The organism is Paenibacillus sp. NPDC057967 (assembly GCF_042887015.1).
GTDB lineage: Bacteria > Bacillota > Bacilli > Paenibacillales > Paenibacillaceae > Pristimantibacillus.
Window position 1 is genome coordinate 360,109 of sequence record NZ_JBHVQB010000006.1, and the last position, 20,361, is coordinate 380,469.

General features: G+C 52.8%; 22 protein-coding genes. 14 read left to right on the forward strand and 8 right to left on the reverse strand.

The window, feature by feature from the left end; all coding sequences use genetic code 11:
• The first annotated feature begins 114 nt into the window (after positions 1–114).
• The 8 genes from ACFVSO_RS17760 to ACFVSO_RS17795 all read left to right on the forward strand — a co-directional run bounded on the left by ACFVSO_RS17760 (position 115) and on the right by ACFVSO_RS17795 (position 7,059).
• Positions 115–393, forward strand: coding sequence for a hypothetical protein (locus ACFVSO_RS17760; RefSeq protein WP_387475939.1), 279 nt, complete (start codon positions 115–117; stop codon positions 391–393).
• 161 nt (positions 394–554) lie between these two features.
• Entirely contained in the window at positions 555–899 is a 345-nt protein-coding gene (locus ACFVSO_RS17765) for a hypothetical protein (RefSeq protein WP_387475941.1), read from the forward strand.
• Positions 900–918: 19 nt separating this feature from the next.
• Positions 919–1,272: a VOC family protein gene (locus tag ACFVSO_RS17770; protein ID WP_387475943.1), complete on the forward strand. Its 354-nt coding sequence runs from the start codon at positions 919–921 to the stop codon at positions 1,270–1,272.
• 170 nt (positions 1,273–1,442) lie between these two features.
• Entirely contained in the window at positions 1,443–2,075 is a 633-nt protein-coding gene (locus tag ACFVSO_RS17775) for a TetR/AcrR family transcriptional regulator (RefSeq protein ID WP_387475945.1), read from the forward strand.
• 26 nt (positions 2,076–2,101) lie between these two features.
• Positions 2,102–3,049 (forward strand): ABC transporter ATP-binding protein, encoded by a 948-nt coding sequence (locus ACFVSO_RS17780; protein ID WP_387475947.1) that lies wholly within the window; start codon positions 2,102–2,104, stop codon positions 3,047–3,049.
• Positions 3,050–3,053: 4 nt separating this feature from the next.
• Positions 3,054–3,890, forward strand: coding sequence for an ABC transporter permease (locus tag ACFVSO_RS17785; RefSeq protein WP_387475949.1), 837 nt, complete (start codon positions 3,054–3,056; stop codon positions 3,888–3,890).
• 45 nt (positions 3,891–3,935) lie between these two features.
• Entirely contained in the window at positions 3,936–6,275 is a 2,340-nt protein-coding gene (locus ACFVSO_RS17790; RefSeq protein WP_387475951.1) for an ABC transporter permease, read from the forward strand.
• Positions 6,276–6,291: 16 nt separating this feature from the next.
• On the forward strand, positions 6,292–7,059 hold the full coding sequence (locus ACFVSO_RS17795; protein ID WP_387475952.1) for an ABC transporter ATP-binding protein: 768 nt from the start codon (positions 6,292–6,294) through the stop codon (positions 7,057–7,059).
• A 115-nt stretch (positions 7,060–7,174) separates the two neighbouring features.
• Here the strand turns inward: ACFVSO_RS17795 and ACFVSO_RS17800 are convergent, their stop codons facing one another.
• The 5 genes from ACFVSO_RS17800 to ACFVSO_RS17820 all read right to left on the reverse strand — a co-directional run bounded on the left by ACFVSO_RS17800 (position 7,175) and on the right by ACFVSO_RS17820 (position 12,246).
• A complete protein-coding gene (locus tag ACFVSO_RS17800; protein WP_387475954.1) occupies positions 7,175–7,822 on the reverse strand; it encodes a ThuA domain-containing protein in 648 nt (215 codons plus the stop codon).
• A 21-nt stretch (positions 7,823–7,843) separates the two neighbouring features.
• Positions 7,844–8,068, reverse strand: a complete 225-nt coding sequence (locus ACFVSO_RS17805) for a helix-hairpin-helix domain-containing protein (protein WP_387475956.1) — start codon at positions 8,066–8,068, stop codon at positions 7,844–7,846.
• A 117-nt stretch (positions 8,069–8,185) separates the two neighbouring features.
• Complete coding sequence (locus ACFVSO_RS17810) at positions 8,186–10,030, reverse strand: ABC transporter ATP-binding protein (RefSeq protein WP_387475958.1); 1,845 nt, start codon at positions 10,028–10,030, stop codon at positions 8,186–8,188.
• On the reverse strand, positions 10,023–11,759 hold the full coding sequence (locus ACFVSO_RS17815; RefSeq protein ID WP_387475960.1) for an ABC transporter ATP-binding protein: 1,737 nt from the start codon (positions 11,757–11,759) through the stop codon (positions 10,023–10,025). Before ACFVSO_RS17815 ends, ACFVSO_RS17810 begins: the two co-directional genes overlap by 8 nt.
• 13 nt (positions 11,760–11,772) lie before the next feature.
• Complete coding sequence (locus ACFVSO_RS17820; protein ID WP_387475962.1) at positions 11,773–12,246, reverse strand: MarR family winged helix-turn-helix transcriptional regulator; 474 nt, start codon at positions 12,244–12,246, stop codon at positions 11,773–11,775.
• A gap of 168 nt (positions 12,247–12,414) precedes the next feature.
• Between ACFVSO_RS17820 and ACFVSO_RS17825 the strand changes: the two genes are divergently transcribed.
• The 5 genes from ACFVSO_RS17825 (at position 12,415) to ACFVSO_RS17845 (ending at position 17,114) form a co-directional block, all read left to right on the forward strand.
• Positions 12,415–13,179, forward strand: a complete 765-nt coding sequence (locus ACFVSO_RS17825; protein WP_387475964.1) for an SDR family oxidoreductase — start codon at positions 12,415–12,417, stop codon at positions 13,177–13,179.
• 161 nt (positions 13,180–13,340) lie between these two features.
• Positions 13,341–14,216, forward strand: a complete 876-nt coding sequence (locus ACFVSO_RS17830; protein ID WP_387475966.1) for an AraC family transcriptional regulator — start codon at positions 13,341–13,343, stop codon at positions 14,214–14,216.
• 70 nt (positions 14,217–14,286) lie between these two features.
• Entirely contained in the window at positions 14,287–14,430 is a 144-nt protein-coding gene (locus ACFVSO_RS17835; protein ID WP_387475967.1) for a hypothetical protein, read from the forward strand.
• 104 nt (positions 14,431–14,534) lie between these two features.
• Positions 14,535–16,484 (forward strand): ribosomal protection-like ABC-F family protein, encoded by a 1,950-nt coding sequence (gene abc-f / locus ACFVSO_RS17840; protein ID WP_387475969.1) that lies wholly within the window; start codon positions 14,535–14,537, stop codon positions 16,482–16,484.
• 57 nt (positions 16,485–16,541) lie between these two features.
• Positions 16,542–17,114, forward strand: coding sequence for a DUF1697 domain-containing protein (locus ACFVSO_RS17845; protein WP_387475971.1), 573 nt, complete (start codon positions 16,542–16,544; stop codon positions 17,112–17,114).
• A gap of 88 nt (positions 17,115–17,202) precedes the next feature.
• Here ACFVSO_RS17845 and ACFVSO_RS17850 read toward each other — a convergent pair whose 3' ends face one another.
• Complete coding sequence (locus tag ACFVSO_RS17850) at positions 17,203–17,784, reverse strand: NAD(P)H-dependent oxidoreductase (protein WP_387475973.1); 582 nt, start codon at positions 17,782–17,784, stop codon at positions 17,203–17,205.
• Between the two features lie 122 nt (positions 17,785–17,906).
• Here ACFVSO_RS17850 and ACFVSO_RS17855 point away from each other — a divergent pair, with 122 nt between their 5' ends.
• Positions 17,907–18,977 carry an AraC family transcriptional regulator gene (locus tag ACFVSO_RS17855; RefSeq protein ID WP_387475975.1) on the forward strand — a complete coding sequence of 357 codons (1,071 nt, stop codon included), beginning with the start codon at positions 17,907–17,909 and terminating at the stop codon, positions 18,975–18,977.
• Here the strand turns inward: ACFVSO_RS17855 and ACFVSO_RS17860 are convergent.
• Both ACFVSO_RS17860 and ACFVSO_RS17865 read right to left on the reverse strand, forming a co-directional pair.
• A complete protein-coding gene (locus ACFVSO_RS17860) occupies positions 18,939–19,487 on the reverse strand; it encodes an HXXEE domain-containing protein (protein WP_387475977.1) in 549 nt (182 codons plus the stop codon). The two genes, ACFVSO_RS17855 and ACFVSO_RS17860, sit on opposite strands and share 39 nt — an antisense overlap.
• 340 nt (positions 19,488–19,827) lie before the next feature.
• On the reverse strand, positions 19,828–20,358 hold the full coding sequence (locus ACFVSO_RS17865) for a hypothetical protein (RefSeq protein ID WP_387475979.1): 531 nt from the start codon (positions 20,356–20,358) through the stop codon (positions 19,828–19,830).
• Positions 20,359–20,361: the final 3 nt, after the last annotated feature.

A 20,361-nucleotide genomic window follows, 5' to 3' on the forward strand; every position in this document is an offset into this window, starting at 1 on the left:
GATTGACGGTTTTACCGCGAAGCGAATATCGATTCCAATCAGCGGCATTACGCTAAGCTGCGCCAAACAATGGATGAATAGTGGCGAATATAACGCATAGAAAGGGTTGAGCCGATGAAAAAAGTAATAGCCGGTGGCATTTTTTTATTTTGTGGAGTCATTCTCTATTTGGGCGTCTATATTCCGGCATCCCAAATAGCTTCCAATTTAGGCGGGTGGTCGACACCTCCTGGACGTCTGGGGACCGCATTAAGCCAAATAGGCGGAACGACGCCATTGATGTATTCGGTTATTATGATGGCAGCTGGAGCCTGTTTGTTATTGTGGGGATGCTTCCTGGACGATATTCTTCGTAAGAAAGATGGGAATCAGGCAGAGGCGTCACAGCAATAGTCTATTTGCAATTAAAAAATACAAGAATGGAGTGATGATAATCTACCAACAAGGGATAAGGTCGGCAATGGAAGAAGCATTCATAAGCAGGTGGACGGTTAACCTACAGAGAAAATGCAGTATGTATCATAAAGGACAAAGATGATGAAGAGAGTGATCGAATGGAATCCAAAAGCGGAAAAGTGAAATTAGTCATTCTGTTCTCTCTATTGGGAGCTGTGGCGATTCCCATAGCCGTTTTTTATATCTTTCAATTCATTTTTGTTGATTATTATGAATCTAATATATTATTGCCTGGGATAGGCCATGTTTTGATGTCCGGAGTCATGATTATATTGAATTTGTTTCTCTTCCCAATAGCCAATGTGAAAAACTATAAGAAAATAGACATGGTGAATTCAAGCAGAGAAGATGATGAAAGCTTTGTATTCAAAACGACCATGATTGTCGCTGGCAGTGCACTTGTTCAAAGTGTGCTCAGCATTGTCGTCGAAAATCCTTTCTAGAATTAGGAGCGTGCAAGCTATGACAAATCCGGTTCAAAACAAACTCGGTTGTGTTTTTATTCCGGTGAGCAATCTGGAGAAGGCGAGAGACTGGTATTGCAAGTTGCTTGATTTGCCGACGGATGGCGATATCATTTATGGGCATCTGTATATTTTGCCGATGCAAGGACCATCCAATATCGTGTTGGACAGCAAGATTTATTCGCCGGAGAAGGTCATTCAAGTACCGTTCATTCAGCTTGTGACAGCAGATATCGAAGCCTCTTATGCCTATATGAAAGAGCACAATGTAGAGCTCCTGACGAATATCGAAAACGGACATTGGTTCAATATTAAAGACCCGGACGGCAATGTGCTGATGATTTGCCAATAGCCTATGGAAGCTTCGTTCCCGGAAGAGGCAATAGCCGCCGCATCTAACGCTTGGACATCCAAGCGTTTTTTTGTTGTCTTCATTCCTATGACTGTTGACGGTACATTTGGTAAAATGCTACAATGCTTTTAATCGACCGACCGTCGGTCGACAATAATGGAGGTACCGCTATGAGAATCTCAAAAAAACCGGATGAACGTAAAAATGAAATATTGGACGCAGCCGAGATGCTTTTTGGCACGAAGGGGTATGCCAAGACAACGATTAATGACATTTTGAATGAAGTAGGCATCGCCAAGGGCACGTTCTACTATTACTTCCAAGCGAAAGAGGAAGTGATGGATGCGATTGTCGGCCGCTATATCGAAGCAGGCGTCGAGGCCGCCAAGGCTGTTGTGTCCGCCCAGGGGCTTACGGCGCATGAGAAGCTGCTTGGCATTCTGATGGCACAGAAGCCCGATACAGACCGTAAGGAGCAGATGATCGACCAGCTGCATCAGATCAACAACGCAGAGATGCACCAGAAGAGCCTGGTGGAGACGATCCTTCAGCTCACGCCTGTACTGACAGAAGTGATCGAGCAGGGGATCGAGGAGGGGGTATTCCATACGGCGTATCCAAAAGAAACGATTGAATTTCTGCTTGTATCCTCCCAATTTCTGTTTGACGAGGGCATCTTTGAATGGGAGCCTCATGAATTGATGCGGAAGGCGGCTGCGTTCACATCCATTATGGAGAAGACGCTGGGAGCCGAGGAAGGCAGCTTCAGCTATATTCTGGGCGTAATAGGGCACGGATCTTGAAGAGATGTTGAAGCGGAGGAATCTGGATGAAGAACGTTTGGAACGGGGTGGCCGGGGCGACTGAACCCATGATTGTTGTCAAAGATTTGGTGAAGCGGTACGGCTCCTTTACAGCGGTGGACCATATCTCGTTCGAAGTGGAGCGCGGCAGCATCTTCGGCTTTCTGGGACCGAACGGAGCGGGCAAAAGCTCGACGCTTCATGCGCTTTGTACGATAAGCGGTTTTACGTCTGGCATGTTGTCTATCGACGGTATAGACGTCAGCCAGGATCAGGATGGAGCCAGGAGTCGTATTGGCGTCGTATTCCAGGAATGCACACTTGATCCCAAGATGACAGTGTTGGAGAACTTGTATATGCACGGCTGCTTCTATGGCATGCCCAAGTCGCTAATCCGCGAGCGGACCCGGTTTGCCCTTGAGCTTGTGGACATGAGCGATTGGAGGAAGGCGATGGCTGGCAGCCTGTCTGGCGGAATGAAGCGGCGGGTGGAAATTGCCAGAAGCTTATTGCATTTGCCGCAGGTCCTCTTCCTGGATGAACCGACTACTGGTCTTGATCCGCGCGCCAGGGCGGGCATGTGGGCATACATCGACAAGCTCCGGCGGGAGCGGGGAATTACCGTGTTTTTAACGACTCACTACATGGATGAAGCCGAAATATGCAACCGGGTTGCAATAATAGATAAGGGCAAGATCGTCGCAAGCGACAGTCCATCTTCGCTCAAAAAACGATACGTGACGGACAAAGCGACGATTGTTAGCCGTGATCCTGAAGGGCTGAAGAAGCTGCTGGAGCGGCACGGGATGGATTATACGCCTGCAGGAGAGGATTACCTTATTCAAGTAGCGGATGCCTCGAGCCTTATGGAGCTCATCAGCGAGCATCGGATATCGATTAATCGGTTGGAAATAAACAGAGGGACACTGAACGATGTGTACCTCGAAATAACCGGCAAGGACATAAGGGGGTAAGGCGATGCGTGTAATTGGAGCGTTATGGCTTCGTCATGTACGATTATTTGCCCGGAACCGCGTTCAATTGCTGTTGTTGCTCATTATGCCGTTTTTTTATCTCTATCTGTTAAGCGCCATATTCGAAAGCACCTCCGTCAGCCAGCCGATTCCGTATGTGCTTGCTGGTATTGTGATCATCGTTGTTTTCCAGACCTCACTGAATATCGCAACGTCGACCATAGAGGATATCGTATCCGGCTATATGAAGGAAGTGCTCGTCAGCCCTGTCCGCCGTATAGCGATCGTGCTCGGACAGATTTTGTCCTCGACGACCGTGGCAACTCTCCAGGCTTTAATGATTCTCGCTGTCGGTTATGCGCTTGGGTTGACCTATACGAACATTATGACGCCGATTGCGATCATAGGATTTGTTGTGCTTGTCGGCCTCGTCTTCTCTTCCTTCGGATTATGGCTCGCGGCTTCGGTGAAAAACTCGCAAACGTTCCAGATCGTATCGGTAGCGGTCACGACGCCGATTACGTTCCTATGCGGCGTATATGTACCGCTTAGCCTGCTGCCGGAAGGCTTGCAAATAGTCGCTTTGCTTAATCCGATGACGTATGCCGCAGCATTCTTCCGGGCGCTTAGCCTGGAGAAGCTGTCGCTGCCAGCCGATGAACTGGTTGCCGAGCAGCTGGCGTTCCGGTTTCACGACGTGCTAATTACGCCTGTGACTGGCTTTGTCATTCTTGCGGCTTTCGGAATCTTATGCGTCCTGCTGTCGGCGGTTGCAATCACCAGAGCGGACTTCTCTGCTATGAACCGCTCAGCCATACAGAAGGACATATTCCAGCAATAACAACGCGAAGTACCAATCCCCTACGAAAGGAGTGATACCTGCACAATGCTAATCCAGATGCTGCGGAGAGATGTTCGCAGGAAAAAAAGCATTTCCATCGCCTTATTTATCTTTATCTCCATCTCTGCATTGCTGGTCGCCAGCGGCTCCAATATGCTGATGGAATTGACGCAATCGCTGAACGCCCTGTTCAAGCAGTCGAAGGCCCCGCACTTTGTCCAGATGCATGCGGGCAGCCTTGATGAAGCAGAGGTTCACCGCTTTGCAACAGCTCATGAACTCGTCGAGGAGCATCAGATCGCAGCAATGGTGAACGTCGACGGCAGCCATCTCTATATCGATCATGACGGGGGATCAGAAGAACAAAGCGTCATGGACCATTATTTCGTCAAGCAGAACGAGTCGTTCGACCTGCTGCTGAATGTCAATAACGAGCCCATTCAGGTTGCAAAAGGCGAAATCGCCGTGCCCGTCTATTACAAGCAGCATAAGGACGTCAACATAGGCGACAAAATTAAGCTGACCGATGGCGGCTATGCGGCGGAGTGGACAGTGGCCGGTTTTGTCCGAGACGCACAAATGAACGCGTCGATCGTCCATTCCAAACGTTTTGTCGTCCACCCGTCGGATTGGGAGGCGCTTAGACAGCGCACGGGAGAGATGGAATATTTGATCGAGTTTCGACTGAAGGATCAGGGGATGCTGCAGCAGTTCCGCAATGATTATCAAGCTGCTTTGATGCCAAGTAAAGGGCCGAGCGTGGATTATTCCCTGTTCAAGACGCTGAACGCGTTAACGGATGGCATCTTGGCGGCGGTCATTATTTTAGTAAGCCTGCTGCTCAGCTTGGTCGCGATCTTATGTCTCCGATATACCCTTCTTGCGGCGATGGAGGAGGACTACCGGGAGATCGGCATTATGAAGGCAATCGGGATCAGGTCTCGAGCGATTAAAAACATGTATATGCTGAAATACACTGCGATGGCTGTCCTGGCATCCATAGTTGGCTATGTCGCATCATGGGGAGTAAATGCGCTTTTCACCTCCAATATTGCGTTGTACCTCGGGTCAGCGCCGAAGTCTCTGCTGCTGTATGCCGTTCCGCTCGCCGCAGCTGCGCTGATCTGCGCCATCGTCATCGGCTGCTGCAAGCTGACGCTGAGATCCTTTGACCGGATTAGCGCTGTAGAGGCGCTCAGAGCAGGGACACTCGGAGAAACGCGCCATCATAGGAAGGCGCCGGTGCTCCATCGCAACAGATGGCTATCTGTGCCGATCTTTCTCGGTATGAGGGATGTGCTGTCGCGCTTCAAGATGTACCGGCTGCTGCTCGCCGTCTTCATCATCAGCACATGCATCATGATTATTCCGGCCAATCTGCTTAATACGTTCAAGTCGCCAAGCTTCAATACGTATATGGGCATCGAGCGCAGCGATCTGCGCATCGACATGCAATATTCGGACGGGATTGCTGAAGCGTTCGGACGGGTATCGAACGCTCTGAAAGAAGATGCTGATGTGGCGCGATTCTCCCCGATCTTCGTAAGCGCGTTCCACTATGTCAACAGCGACGGCGTACTGGAGGAGATGACGGTCGAGACCGGCGATTTCTCCATATTCCCGCTGGAATATGCGCAAGGTGCCGCACCGGTTAGAGAGAACGAGATTGCGCTATCCTATTTGAACGGCAAGGATTTGGGCAAAAAAGTAGGGGACCGCATTCCATTATTCGTAGACGGAATAGAAAGAGAGATGACTGTCAGCGGCATCTATCAGGATGTAACCAATGGTGGTCGCACAGCGAAAGCTGCACTTCCGTTCTTGCCGAAGGATGTGATCCGCTACGAGGTGAGCGTAGACCTGAAGGAGGGCGTCCCGGTCAGTGACAAGCAGGAGCAATACGCCAAGTCCTTCTACCCGGCAAAAGTGACCGATCTGGCGGGTTACCTGTCTCAGACGCTGGGCAATACGATTGACCAGTTAAGGCTGCTGACAGTTGTTGCTGTTGTTATCGCTGTGCTGATCGCGATCTTGATTACAGCGCTGTTCCTCCATATGGCAGTCGCCAAGGACGCCGCTCAGATCGCTATTATGCGAAGCATCGGCTTCTCGCTGCCAGCTATTCGCATCCAATATTTGACGAGAGCGCTGCTGGTACTCGGTATCGGGATTGTACTCGGCACGATCGTGTCCAATACAGCTGGGCAAAGTCTGGCAAGCTTGATTCTGTCCTTTATGGGTGCCTCGAGTATTCAGTTTGTCATCCATCCGGTGCAAGCCTATGCTGGCTTCCCGATTATCCTGATGTCAGCCGTAATGGTCACGACACTGCTAAGCATCGCCTCAATTAAAAAGACGAATATAACGGAATGGAATGCGGGATAGAGAGGGGAGAACCTAAGTGGAAGTATTATTGGAATCCAGAGCGCTGAGCAAAACATTCGCATCAGGAAACGAGCAAAAGCATCATGTGCTTAAGGATATTGATCTACAAATACGTAAAGGCGAATTCGTGTCGGTCATGGGACCGTCGGGATCGGGCAAGTCCACACTGCTTTACAATATTAGCGGCATGGACCTAGCGAGCGGAGGAAGCGTCCGATTCGCCGGCAAGGAATTGACGGGCTTGTCCGAGCAAGAGCTGTCCGATCTCCGACTCACTCGTATGGGATTTATCTTTCAACAGATTCATTTGCTCAAAAATTTGACGATACTGGACAACATTATATTGACCGCTTATATGGCAAAGAGACAGGGCAGAAAGCAGCTGAACGACAGAGCAATGTCGTTAATGAAGAAGTCCGGCATCGACCAGCTGGCGGGTCATGATATTACCCAGGCGTCGGGAGGACAGCTGCAGCGCGTCGCGATCTGCAGGGCGCTCATTAATCAGCCCGACATGATCTTCGGCGACGAGCCGACGGGTGCGCTTAACTCGAAGTCGGCAGGGGAAATTATGGAGCTGCTCGCGGATATTAACCGCTCAGGCACGACGATTCTGCTGGTGACACATGATGTGAAGATTGCGGCCAAGACGGACCGCATCTTATTCATGATGGACGGCAGCCTGGTAGCGGAGAAAGAGCTGGGGAAATACCGCAAGGAGCTTGAAGATATAAAGGCAAGGGAAGAGACGCTGTCGAGCTGGCTTGCGGGGCTGGGTTTCTAGGAGCAGCGGAATCCCGGAAAAGCAGATTACGTTACGATAACGATATTTGGTGAAACGGCTCCAAACGCCAATCGAAAGAGATATGACGCGGCAGCCGGAGAACTGCCGCGTTTTCTCATGGCAGTAAGCTTCGATCTGCTACCCACCGAATGCTATTCAAGATTAACTGCCGATACGAGTCTGGCAAGAAGGAAGGCGCGCAATGTCCCGGCTGCAAATAGACAAGCCTGCCCAAGCCATAGCGATGCTCCCAGCCAGCGGGATAGCGGCTGCCCTCAAATTCATACTCAAGGAATACCTGTCGGGGAGAGAATGTACCAAACTCGAACATGTAGGGCTCTTCGTCCACCGTGAAGGGCTGGACGCCATCAAGCAAAGGATGGTTCTCTTGCGCAAGCAGGTAGGTAAGCGGCTGATAAGGGGGATGACCTGTGAAGCGCGCTCCGATCAACCCGGTAAGCTCATGGCTCGCCTGTAGCGAGATGCCGTTATGGATGACGAGCAGCCCGCCGCCGCCCGCAACGAATCGGAGCAGTCCCACAATTTGCTCTGCCGCAAGTTTCCTGTTCCAACAATCCGCATAAGAGATTACGGCTGAGAATCCGTCTTCTTCCAGCGTCTTCAATTTGTCGTAATCCTCGGTCGGGACCAGCTCAAAGCTGTCTGCTGCAATCGTATGAAGCTGCTGGCGCGCAGGCTCGAGCGGATGCCATGTGCTATGTACATTGTCCCCGATCAACAATAGCTTGGATGGAGTTGTCAACTGATCGCTCCTTTATTCTATCTATTTGGTTTCTTGCGGTTTTTTGGCAAATGACAATCCTCTCTCCTGCAGCGCTTCCTTCAGCATTCGAATGCCTTTGGGTCCCATGCCATGCAGCTTTAGTAATTCTGCTTCGGTCACCTTAGTAAATTGCTCCAGCTTATAATACCCGGACAAATCAAGAGCTTGATTAGCGGGCTTGCTGATCTTGGGCAGTTCGCTTTCAGGTTTGGCATTCTCGGACATGATCATAACGCCTCCTTCCGATAGATACATGTACAATCATTCTAAGTATAACCTGTCTGCGTTCTTCACGAACATACAAAAAACACGCCCGGTGGGCGTGTTTTTTGTAGCTAGCCGTTAACCGGAGCGCTTGAACTGGCTGTTGTGCAGCTCATAATAGTAGCCTTGGCGCTCCAGTAGCTCGTCATGCGAGCCTTGCTCGGCGATGCCGCCGTCGCGGATGACGAGAATCCGATCCGCCTCCCGGATCGTGCTGAGCCGGTGCGCAATCACAAAGCTGGTTCTGCCCTCCATCAGCTTGCGCATGGCTGATTGAATATGCATCTCCGTACGCGTATCGATGCTGCTCGTCGCTTCATCCAGAATGAGAATGGCGGGATCGGCAAGCACGGCGCGGGCGATCGTAAGCAGCTGACGCTGTCCTTGACTGAGATTGGTTCCGCCGGAGGCCAGCACCGTATCGTAGCCTTGCGGCAGCTTTCGGATGAAGCTGTGTGCATTGGCCAATCTTGCAGCCGCTTCAATCTCTGCATCGGTCGCATCCAGCCTGCCGTAGCGAAGATTCTCTCGAATCGTATCGGAGAACACATAAGCGTCTTGCAGTACAATTCCGAGCTTGCTGCGCAGGTTGTCCTTGTCGAGTTCGTTAATATCGATACCGTCGATCGTGATGTGGCCCGAATCGATGTCATAGAAGCGGGTCAACAGGTTGATGATCGTTGTCTTGCCAGCACCTGTAGGACCGACTAGCGCAATCATCTCACCCGGCTTTGCTGTTAAGGAGACATTGCTCAGAATAGGAGAGTCTGCTTTATAGCTGAACGCCACGTTATGGAACACGACTTCGCCTTTTAGTGCGCCCAATGACTTCGATGACGGCGTTCCTTCATATTCGGTGGCAGTGTCGATTGTCTCGAAGACGCGTTCGGCACCAGCTACGGCTGACTGGACGAGATTGAACTGGTTGGCCAGATCGCTGAGCGGACGCTGGAATTGCTTGGAATAGTTCAAAAATGCCACGACGACGCCGACTGTCGTCCAGTCGCGGAACGCCATCCAGCCGCCTACCGCCGCAATTAGCGCAAAGCTGGTATTATTCAGCATGTTCATGACCGGGCCTACCGTACCGGAATAGATCTGAGCCCGTATGCTGGCTGATGTCAGCTTGCGGTTAATCGCTCCGAATTGCGCTTCGGCATATGGTTCCCGGCGGTAGATCTGGATGACCTTTTGCCCGGAAACCGTCTCTTCGATAAAGCTGTTCAGCTCGCCCAGGCTGGCTTGCTGCTTGCTGAAGTGTTTCCTTGTGCGGGAAGCGACCGTTTTCGTAAATAAAATCACGAGCGGAATCGTGACCATGCCAAGCAGCGTCAGCCACACATTCAGATAGAGCATAATGGCGAGCGATCCGATCAGCGACAAGACGCTTGCAATCAGCTGCGTGACGCTTTGGTTCAAGGTGCCGGATACGTTCTCGATATCATTGGTCGTTCGGCTCATCAGCTCGCCGTGGGTTTTCCCGTCGAAAAACCGGAGCGGCAGGAGCTGAAGCCTTGCGAACAGATCGCGCCGCATCGCCTGAACCGATTGCTGCGATACTTTCACCATCACATGCTGCTGCAGCCAGGAGGACAATACAGCCCCAGCATAGATGGCCAGCAGCACAGAACCGAGACGGAGCAGGCCGTCATAGTGGCCGGGAATGATATAAGCGTCGACGGCATGTCCCAGCAAATAAGGTGCGATTAGCGACAATAGCGTCGTGATGAATGTGAGCAGCAATACAGCAATAAGTCCGCGCCGATAGATGCGGATATAAGTCCAAATGCGGCGAATCGTCTCCAGGGTATGCTTCGGCTTGGCCCTCGGAGCAGGCATGCCTCCTCGTGCGCCGCCACTGCGCATGGAGAGGTCTGGCGCTTCTACGTTCGTGGATTTCCCATTGTTATCCGGGTTAGCCATAGACATGCGCCTCCTTTCCGTGCTGCGACCGGTAAATATCCTGATAAAGCTCGCAGTCCGCCAGCAGCTGTTCATGGGTGCCTTGGGCGATCAGTCGTCCTTCATCCATAACAAGAATGTTATCGGCATCCATGACGGAGGAGATGCGCTGGGCGATCATCATCGTCGTACGTCCGTTCATCAGCTGCGCCAGTGCCGTTTGAAGGCGTGATTCTGTACCCGTATCAATGGCGCTGGTACTGTCGTCGAGGATAAGAATGCCAGGCTGCTGGATGAGGGCGCGCGCGATGGACAGCCGCTGCTTCTGGCCGCCGGACAGATTAATGCCGCGCTGTCCCAGCAGCGTATCATAGCCATTCTTCATGGAGGCGATAAATTCATGCGCCTGGGCCGCCTGAGCCGCAGCTATTACTTCTTCGTCAGAGGCGTCCGGTTTGCCGAAGCGGATATTGTCCCGAATCGTGCCGGTGAACAGGATGGATTCCTGCAGGACGATGCCGATGCGCTGGCGGAGCGAACCAAGCTCGAAATCCCGTACATCGGTGCCGTCGACGAGCACGCGTCCTTGCGTCGGATCGTATAGCCGGGGAATCAGGCTGACAAGCGATGACTTGCCCGCGCCGGTCGCACCTATGACGGCGACCTTCTGTCCCGGACGGACCGTGAAGCTTATGTCCCGAAGAACCTCTTGTCCGGGTACCTGCCCATAAGCAAATGTGACGCGATCGAAGGAGACTTCGCCTCGCCAGCTGCGGACTTCCTTGGGATGATCTGCGCTTCGAATATCCGATTCCGTCGCCATAACCTCTTGAATGCGATCGGCGGATACTTTGGCGCTGGAGAACCGGACTAACATCATCGCGACGGAGGAGACGGCGAACAGCACTTGGGTGACGTAGTTGATAAACGCCACAAGCTGGCCAACCTCGAATGATCCGCCAATGACATCCTTTCCGCCCAGCATAAGAACGGCAACGATGGATACGTTCAGAATCATGGTCAGAATCGGCATGTTAACTGCAACGAGCCGCTGTGCTTTCATGCCGACTTGCGTGTAATCCTCATTTGCCCGGTCAAAGCGCTTGTTCTCGTAATCTTTGCGGACAAAAGCCTTCGACACCCGAATGCCGGCAAAGTTCTCTTGCAGCACCGTATTGAGCTTGTCCATCATCCGTTGGACCTTGGAGAATAGCGGCAGCGTCGCGCGGATCAGCAGGAACATGACGATGAACAGAAGCGGCACGGCAATCGCCAATATAAGGGCCAGCTTCGGGCTGATCATGACGGCCATTACGATACTGCCAATCGCCAGCAGCGGGGAGCGTACGAAGATACGCAGCAGCATCTGAACCATCGTCTGCAGTTGCACGATATCCCCGGTCAGCCTTGTAATGAGCGATCCGGTCCCAAGCTCGTCCAGATTGCGGAAGGAGAAGGTCTGTACCTTGCGGAACACATCCTGCCGCAGATCCGCCCCGAAGCGCTGCGCGGCAATCGAAGAGAATACGGTGCAGCCGAAGCCTCCGATCAGACCGACCAAAGCGGCGCCTAACATGATGAGGCCGGTATCGCGAATATGGTTCAGATCGCCTTGCATCACGCCTTTATCGACAATGCTTGCCATCAGGAACGGCTGCAGCAGGTCCATACATACCTCAAGCAGCATCAGCAGCGGCGCCAGCAAGACATAGATCCAGTGCGCGCGCAAATAGGAAAATAACTTAATCATGGTGACACCTCTGTCAGTCTTCTTTATCTGTTGAATTCAATGGAGCATCCTGCGGCAGGGAGGCAATATTGTCCCTCACCCGCATCAGAAAGCTGCGGAATAAAACTTCTTCCTCGGCGGTAAACTGCTGCAGCGCCTGATGCTCCAGCCGATCGAGCGTCTCCCGTACGAGCGATACCGTCTCAAAGCCCTTTTCGGTCAAATAAATACGGGATACCCGCAGGTCGTAAGGATCTGCTTCGCGCCGGACCAAGCTGTTCTTCTCCATGCGGTTCAGCATGACGGTTAGCGTCGCAGGCTTGATCTCCAGCTTGCGCGCAAGCTCGTTCTGGCTTTGTCCGCCTTCACGGGCCAGCGCCAGCATAAGTGGAGGCTGCCCGGGATATACCTCATGCTCGTTCAGTTCCATGTGAACGTGGTGATGATGTTTCCTAACAATATGGGACATCAGCCGCGTGATCGGTTTGTGGGGATGGGAAGAGATCATATCCAGCGCCTCCGTTCAATTAGTTAGCCAGCTAATGAATAGCATAGCCGGGCGTCTGTTTCTTGTCAAAGGATCGTTGCACGATGGCTGTAAAAATAGGAGAGCAACATTGCGTAATTCGGCTCGTGCTATAACTGACATGAGAAAACGATGAGGAGATGAGCATGAATGAAAAAGCTAGAAGGAAAGATAGCTTTGGTCACAGGGGCAAGCAGAGGAATCGGGCGGGCAATCGCCTTACGATTGGCGCAGGAAGGAGCAATGGTTGCCGTTCATTACGCAAGCAACGCGGAGCTGGCGGATGTGGTCGTGCAGCAGATCAGACGCAGCGGCGGCGACGCATTTGCAGTTGGCGCCGACCTGCTGGAGCAGGACGGCATCCATCAATTATTTTCAGGGATGGATGCCGCATTGACCGTTCGAACCGGAGGAGATCAATTCGATATATTGGTCAACAATGCGGGAAGAGGGCAATACCGAACGATTGAGGATATTACGTCCGAGTCGCTTGACGAGGTATTGGACTTGCATGTCAAAGCGCCGATTCTCATTATCCAGCAAGCACTGCCCCGGCTTCGGGAAGGCGGGAGCATCATCAACCTTTCCTCGGCGGTTACGCGAATCGCTTTGCCAAATGTGCTGGGCTACAGTGTGTCCAAGGGGGCGGTCAATACATTCACTCATGTGCTGGCTCAGCATCTGGGAGCTCGCGGGATTAGGGTGAATGCGCTATTGCCTGGTATTGTGGAAACGGATATGAATGCGGATACGCTCGGGACGGCAGAAGGCCGGGAGTTCGCTGCGGGCTTATCCGCATTCGGAAGATGGGGCCAGCCGGAGGAGATTGCAGCGATGGCTGCATTCCTTGCTTCGCCGGACAGCCGGTGGGTAACCGGCCAACTGCTGGATGCCAGCGGAGGTTCGCGCCTGTAAGCGAAAGTTGGCTGACTGGGCAGGAGTTATGAGAATAGCCCGCCAATATTAAGGAAAGACAAATACGGTGAGCAGCTACCCTGCTGAACCTGACCCTGAATCGTCGGGCTGGCAGAGGCGGCGCATGCTAATCTGAGAATGAAAGGAGGCGGTGGGCGGATATGCTGGAGCATCTGAACCGCGCAATAGCTTATATGGAAGAGCAATTGGACGAGGAGCTGGACATGAAGGAGATTGCCCGGATTGCCTTATGCTCGGAGCATCATTTCAAACGAATGTTTTCGTTTTTGGCAGGGGTGACTCTATCAGAGTATGTCCGGCGCAGGCGGCTGACGCTGGCAGCCATGGAGCTGCAAGGCACGGAAGAGCGCGTCATCGATATTGCCCTGAAATACGGCTACAGCTCCCCGGATGCCTTCACGAGAGCGTTCCAGCAGCTTCATGGCGTGACGCCTACGGAAGCGAGGCTTCCGGGCCAACAGCTGAAAGCCTATCCGCGCATGGCCTTCCGACTAACCATTCAAGGAGGCATGGAAATGAACTTTCGAATCATTGAAAAAGAAGAGTTCCAAATTGTCGGGCTGATGAAAACCGTCAGCATCCAGTTTCATGGGGTCAACCCGGAGATTGCTGACATGTGGAAGAGTCTCGGTGGGGACATGATCACTTTGCTTAAGAGTCTATCGAATATCGAGCCAAGAGGCATGATTAGCGCTTCGACGCATTTCTCGGAGGGCAGAATGGAGGAGCAGGGAACGCTGGATCATTATATTGGCGTTGCCACAACTGAGGCTGCACCGGAGCATCTGGCGAAGCTGGAGGTACAGGCGGGGACATGGGCGGTATTCGAGGCGGTAGGCGCCTTTCCGGCGGCGCTGCAGGAGGTATGGGGCAGAATTTATGCCGAGTGGTTCCCGTCCTCCGGCTATGAGATTGCGGAAGGTCCCGAGCTGCTATGGAACGAATCGAAGGATACCTCATCTCCCGCCTACCGGAGCGAGATTTGGATTCCGGTCATTCGGAGGCAGGGAGGCTAGCGGATCGCAATTGCCAATGCTAGTTGGATTATGGTATAGTGAGTTCATTATGACGAAGGAGGTGAGGTAGGTGAATCTCGAAATGGCGAACAATCGTATTAGCCAGCTGCCAGTGGCAATGTCTGGCATTGTTCATACTGTATCCGTTAACGGGAGCAGTCTGTCCAATTTCAACCATACGATTATACCATTCGCGAGAAGACGCCTACCATAACCGCTACGGATTGTTCTACCATCCGGAGGGTCGCGGGCTTGTTGCCGCGGCCCTCTTTTTTTGTGCGCGCGGGTCAGGGTCTTCATCTATAGGAGGATCTTAATATGATTATTGTACAAGTACAGAACGTGAAAAAATACCATGCCGCCAATCTGGTGCTGGAGAATATAACCTTACAATTGAAAGAAGGCGGCAAAGTTGCTCTGATCGGGCGCAATGGCAGCGGCAAATCGACACTGCTTCGCCTCATCGCCGGTCATGACGGGGCTGATGAAGGCACATTGACGATCAAACGCGGCCTGCGGATCGGCTATCTGCCGCAAATTCCGGCGGAGTTCGAGCAGTTGACGGTTTATGAAGTGCTGGCTTTCGGCTACAGGGAGCTGCAGGTCATTCGGGGAGAGATGGCGGAGCTGGAGAACGCGATGTCCTCGCACGAGGCGCAGGAGCAGCCCGGGAAGCTGGAGCGGCTGCTGGAGGCATATGCGAAGCTGCAGGAGAAATTCGAGCAGGGCGGCGGCTATGAGATGGAGACGAACATCGATCAGGTCACGGCCGGCTTACAGATCGACCGGAGCCAGGATGCTCGCTCCTTCGGCAGTTTGTCCGGCGGAGAGAAGACGCGTATTGTGCTGGCCTCACAGCTTGTTGTTAGACCGGATTTGCTGCTGCTCGATGAACCGACGAATCATCTGGACCTCAAAGGAATCGAGTGGCTGGAGCAATTTCTTAACCGGTATGAAGGGGCGTACGTGATCGTATCTCATGACCGTTACTTCCTGGATGCCGTTACGACCGAGACGATTGAGGTGGAGGACGGCGAAGCCCAGTTATATTTGGCCTCCTACAGCGGGTATATGAAAGAGAAGGAAGCACGGCTGCTTCAGCAATTTGCGCAATTCCAGGAGCAACAGAAGGTAATCAAAAAAATGAGAGAAACGATTCGCCAACTGGAGGAGTGGGGCAGAATCGGCGATAACGGGAAGTTTTTCAAGCGAGCCGCTTCGATCCGCAAGGCGCTTGAGCGGATGGAGAAGATCAAGCGTCCGGTGCTGGAGCGGAAGTCGGCCGAGTTCGAGCTCACTCCGCTGGATCGCTCAGCACGAAGAGTGCTGGAATTCTCCGGCGTGTGCAAGCAGTATGGCGACCGGGTTATCCTGAACGAAGCCGAGGGCAGTCTGCTCTACGGAGAAAAGGTCGCTCTTCTGGGCGACAACGGCGCCGGGAAGACGACGCTGCTGAAGCTGCTGCTTGGGACAGAAAGCCCGGATGCGGGCGAAATGGCAGTTGGCTCCCGTGTGGATATTGGCTATCTGGCTCAACAGGAGGCAATTGTGAATCCAAAGCAGACGGTGCTGGATTACTTCCGCATCGAGGATGGCCTGGAGGAAGGAGAGGCCCGTAATGTGCTGGCGCATTACTTGTTCTACGGCAATGATGTTTTCAAACCGCTGGCATCGCTGTCCGGGGGAGAGTGGTCCCGGCTGAGACTTGCGCTGCTCGTAAGGCGCAAGCCCAATCTTCTTCTGCTGGATGAACCGACCAACCATCTTGATATCGATTCGCGCGAAGCGCTGGAGGAAGCATTAGAGGAATTTACCGGTACTATTCTGGCTATTTCTCATGACCGCTACTTCATGAACCGTCTTGCCAAGCGAATCTGGGAGATGGATCAAGGCAGGATCGTCTCTTATCTTGGTGATTACAATCGCTACAAGGAGAAGCGTATGGAACGGACGATGCTTGAACTGTCGTCTGGAGATAAAGCGGGAGGGATGGCTTTATCCCGAAAGCCGGACGGACCGGAGGCGCAATCGACAGCGGAAAGGCAGTCGCAGAAGCTATCCGGCCAAGACGGACGGAGCAAGAGCGGCGAGCAGTTAGAGAGCGAGATTGCCGATCTGGAGCAGCAGCTGAAAGCGCTGGACAGCGAACTGATGGAACGGTCCGATAGCGGCGATACGGAGCTGCTTGCGCAGGGCTGGAGAGAACGCGAATCGCTGGAGGCGAAGCTGTCCGACCTGATGGAGGAATGGATGGAGCTTTCCAGTTAACAGGGATGTGCGCTACTATAGCAATAGACTATTTTATTGAAAGCGGTGATCCGTCCGATGACTATCTATATCGCATTGCTTCGCGGCATTAACGTAGGCGGGAAAAATAAAATCAAGATGGCGGAGCTGCGGGAGTCGCTTGGCTCAATCGGCTTGCAGCGCGTGCAAACTTATATCCAGAGCGGCAACATCCTGTTCGAATCTGCTGAAGAGGAGCTGCCGCTTCGGGAGCGCATTGAACGGCAGATCGAAGCCGACTTTGGACTGGCGATCAAGGTTGTCATGCGGACGCTTGACGATCTGAGAATTATCCATCGGAATATGCCATTCTCCGAAGCGCAAGTTGCACAAGCCAAAGCTTCCGCAGAAGGAGAAGTACTGTATGTGTCGATGCTGCTGGAGCAGCCGCAGCCGGATAAGCTGGATAAGCTTGCGAGCATCGACACCGGAGAGGACCGGTATGTGCTGGACGGGAATAATCTGTACCTGCTATACAGCCTTAGCGTTCGTAACTCCAAGCTGTCCGCGCAAGTGGAGAAGCTGGGCGTGCCGTCTACCGTGCGGAACTGGAATACGATCAACAAGCTGATTGAGCTGGGCAGCGTGATGGAAGCCGCTGCGCTCTCTTAGAATAGAGCGCAGCCTTGCGCGCTTCATGCACCAGAGGTACAGCCCAGGTTAATCAGCTCTCTTGCACCGGATGATGTTGCCATGCCCATTATGCGCGCTTTGCTCCTAGCCGCTGCGCCTGATCCAGCCATTTGGCCCGCTGTTCGGGAGTGGACGGCTTGATTGGCGTTATTTCGGTGATGCGTACAGGCTTAATGCCGCAGAATTCCAAGATGTTGCGCTTCATGACGTTATGGCCGGCATGCCCATAGATCCACCGGTTATACCAGGACGGAGTGTCCATTGTGACGATCAGATGCGCTGTGCGCCCGGACAGCAGCTTATCCCATAGCTGGGAGTTTTGACGGTATTTGAAGGCGAAGCCGGGCAGGAAGACGCGGTCGATAAATCCTTTGAGCAGGGCTGGCATGGCGCCCCACCAGGTCGGATAGACGAACACGAGGTGATGCGCCCAGCGGATGAGCTCTTGCGCTTCGAGGAGCTCCGGCTCCAGCTCCGTTCTTTGGCGATAACCGTATTGGAGTATCGGATTGAAGCTGAGCTTGCTCAAATCGAGATAACGGACCTGCGCCCCGTTTGCTTCAGCGCCTGCTATATAAGCTTCAGACAACGCGGAGCTGAAGCTTTTTGGATCGGGATGGCCGTTAATGACCAGAATATTCGTTTTCATGGGGATGTTCCTCCTATATGATAGTGGTGTAGGACTAATACAAGAATATAGGGAATCCCTGTGCAACACTATGATCGAATGCGCAATCGGAAGTGCTGATTTGCGCAGTTGGAGGTAAGAATATGAGCGACCCAAGCGTAGCTATCTCAATGGTTTTCCCCGTCATGAAGACGATTGTGCATAAAGGATACGATGTGGAGGACTTCTGCCGGTATGCGTCCTTCGACTCTGCTTTGCTGCAGGATGTGGAGGCGCGCATTCCGGGCTCGGAGCTGAAGCGGCTTATGATGGAGGCGGCGGCTTATACCGGCGACGGGCATTTTGGCCTGCATCAAGGGCTGATTATGGAATTTGCCGATATGGGCTTGCTCGGCTATGTCATGATGCATTCCCGTACCATTGGCGATGCCCTAGCCGCGTACCAGCGGTACAATGTGATTCTGTGCAGCGGATTTACTCTGGCATGGGAGACGCAAGGCGACGACTTCCTGCTGACGATGAGGCTGCAGGAGGGCAGCGGAGATTCGCGCCACTGTATGGAGGATATGGCTTGCTCGCTCTACCGCATGATCGGCAAGCTAAGCAATCGGAGCATCCCGCTGCATGAGCTTCAATTCTCGCATGAGGCGCCGTCCGATCTGGAGCCGTATCTGTCTGTATTCGGACGGCCGCCTTCCTTTGGCTGTAAGGCCAACAGCCTGCGCATGAGCAAGGAAACACTGGATTATCCCGTTATTTATTCCGATCCCAGGCTGCTGTCTCTCTTCGAGTCGATTGCCCAGGAAACAAAGGATGGGATGGCGGAAGCCGCAGGACTTCAGGAGCAAATGATGCTTTGGATCAAAAAGACGCTTCCGACCCGCTATCCCACCTTGCAGCAGGCGGCCGAGCAGTTCGGCATGAGCGTCAGAACGCTCCAGCATAAGCTAAAGTCCGAAAACACGACCTTTAATGGTTTATCCGTTCATGTACGAAAGGAGCTGGCAATGGGGTATTTGCGCAATCGGAACGCTTCTGTCGGCGATATTGCTTACGCCCTTCACTTCTCTGAGCCAAGCGCGTTCCAGAGCGCCTTCAAGAAGTGGACGGGTATGACGCCCGGGCAATATCGGGCGAATCCCGAACAAGTGAATGCGGAGGACGGCGCCTATCCTTCAGCTTCGAGTGCTGCGGGGAGCAATCCGGCCTCCTAGCATGAGTCCCGCTGCGACCAGCACCAGAACAAGCGGCAACGCCATTGCGGTGCCCTTAAGCAAGGTAATAGCATCCAGCATGCCTTTATTAAACAGACGGTATAATGTATAAGCGCCGTACGGAACTTCAAGAACAGCGGCTGTCACTACGCCGGGCGTATACGTCTTCAGCATAAGCGATATGCCGATATGCTTCAGCCCGTCCAGCAGAAAGACGGCTACAAATCCGGTGAACAGCGCATAGATGACATGCTTGCCCCCGGCAAGCGGCACCGCCCCGTACGTCGTAAGCACGAGTGCAATTCCGATGGTGAGCACGCCTATAGCGAATTGCACCGTCAAATTTTTGTTTAAATCAACCAAGCGAAGATCGAATGCGAGCTTCGCTTTTTCGTGATGCTTCCGTACCCATCTCTCCATCGTCACGATCTCTTCTCCGTCGTGAAGGAAGAATACGACAACGAAAAGCCACATCAGGAACTCCAAATCAACAGTTGCGTCCAGCCACATACGGACAGCCTCCTCTTTCAATAAATTTGGATACGAACTTAAAATTGCTAACAATAGTTGTTGATTGAGTGATCACTCAAAATAAGGGTGAAAAAAGGCCTGTAATCTGACACCTGCGCATACATGTGTCATCTTACAGTCTGGCTGACAACAAATCACTGCGAAAGTTAGGTGAGTTGCTCATTCAACAAACCGTGAAGCAGCAATTGAACAGCCTTGCGGAGATAGGCTTCATCTTCACCTGGGATGCCTTGTCAATCCGCATGACCAACAAAAAAAGGAGACATGGTCTCCTTTTTTTGAAAAGAATAAATATATGCGACAGGCAGCTTCACAACCTTTATACCGAGAAGAATCGAATAAGGCCAAGAATCGCAAAGCAAAACAAGATGGTGCCGGAACCGATGCCGGTCACGGCGCTTCGGGCGACTTGCAGCCTCGGTGCGAGATACACCGCTATGATTGCTGCCGCAACCAGCAGCGCTGCCAGCACATACAAAGCGGGGTCGTCGAATACGCTGACGAGACCGACAAAATGAATGCCGACGATAAAAGCGATCCAGGGCGCCACGAAGTCGCTTTGTTTTTTGCGGATGAGCAGAAAAGCGCCAAGCCCAGCGAGGAAAAACTCGATGTAGACGGTGATCAGGTACGTTGTGAATGTAGCGCCGTCATTCAGGGCGGACGGTTCGCTCCAATTCGTAATGCTCAAATATACGCCAAGCAAGCAGACCAGCAGCGCAATGCCGGACGCAATCCCGAGATAGGGACGCCAGCTGCTGCGCGGACGCTCCTGCGCCCAGCCGAACCAGACAAAGCTGAACATGCCGAAGATGGACGCGTACATGGCATAATCCCGTATGTAGTCCATGGA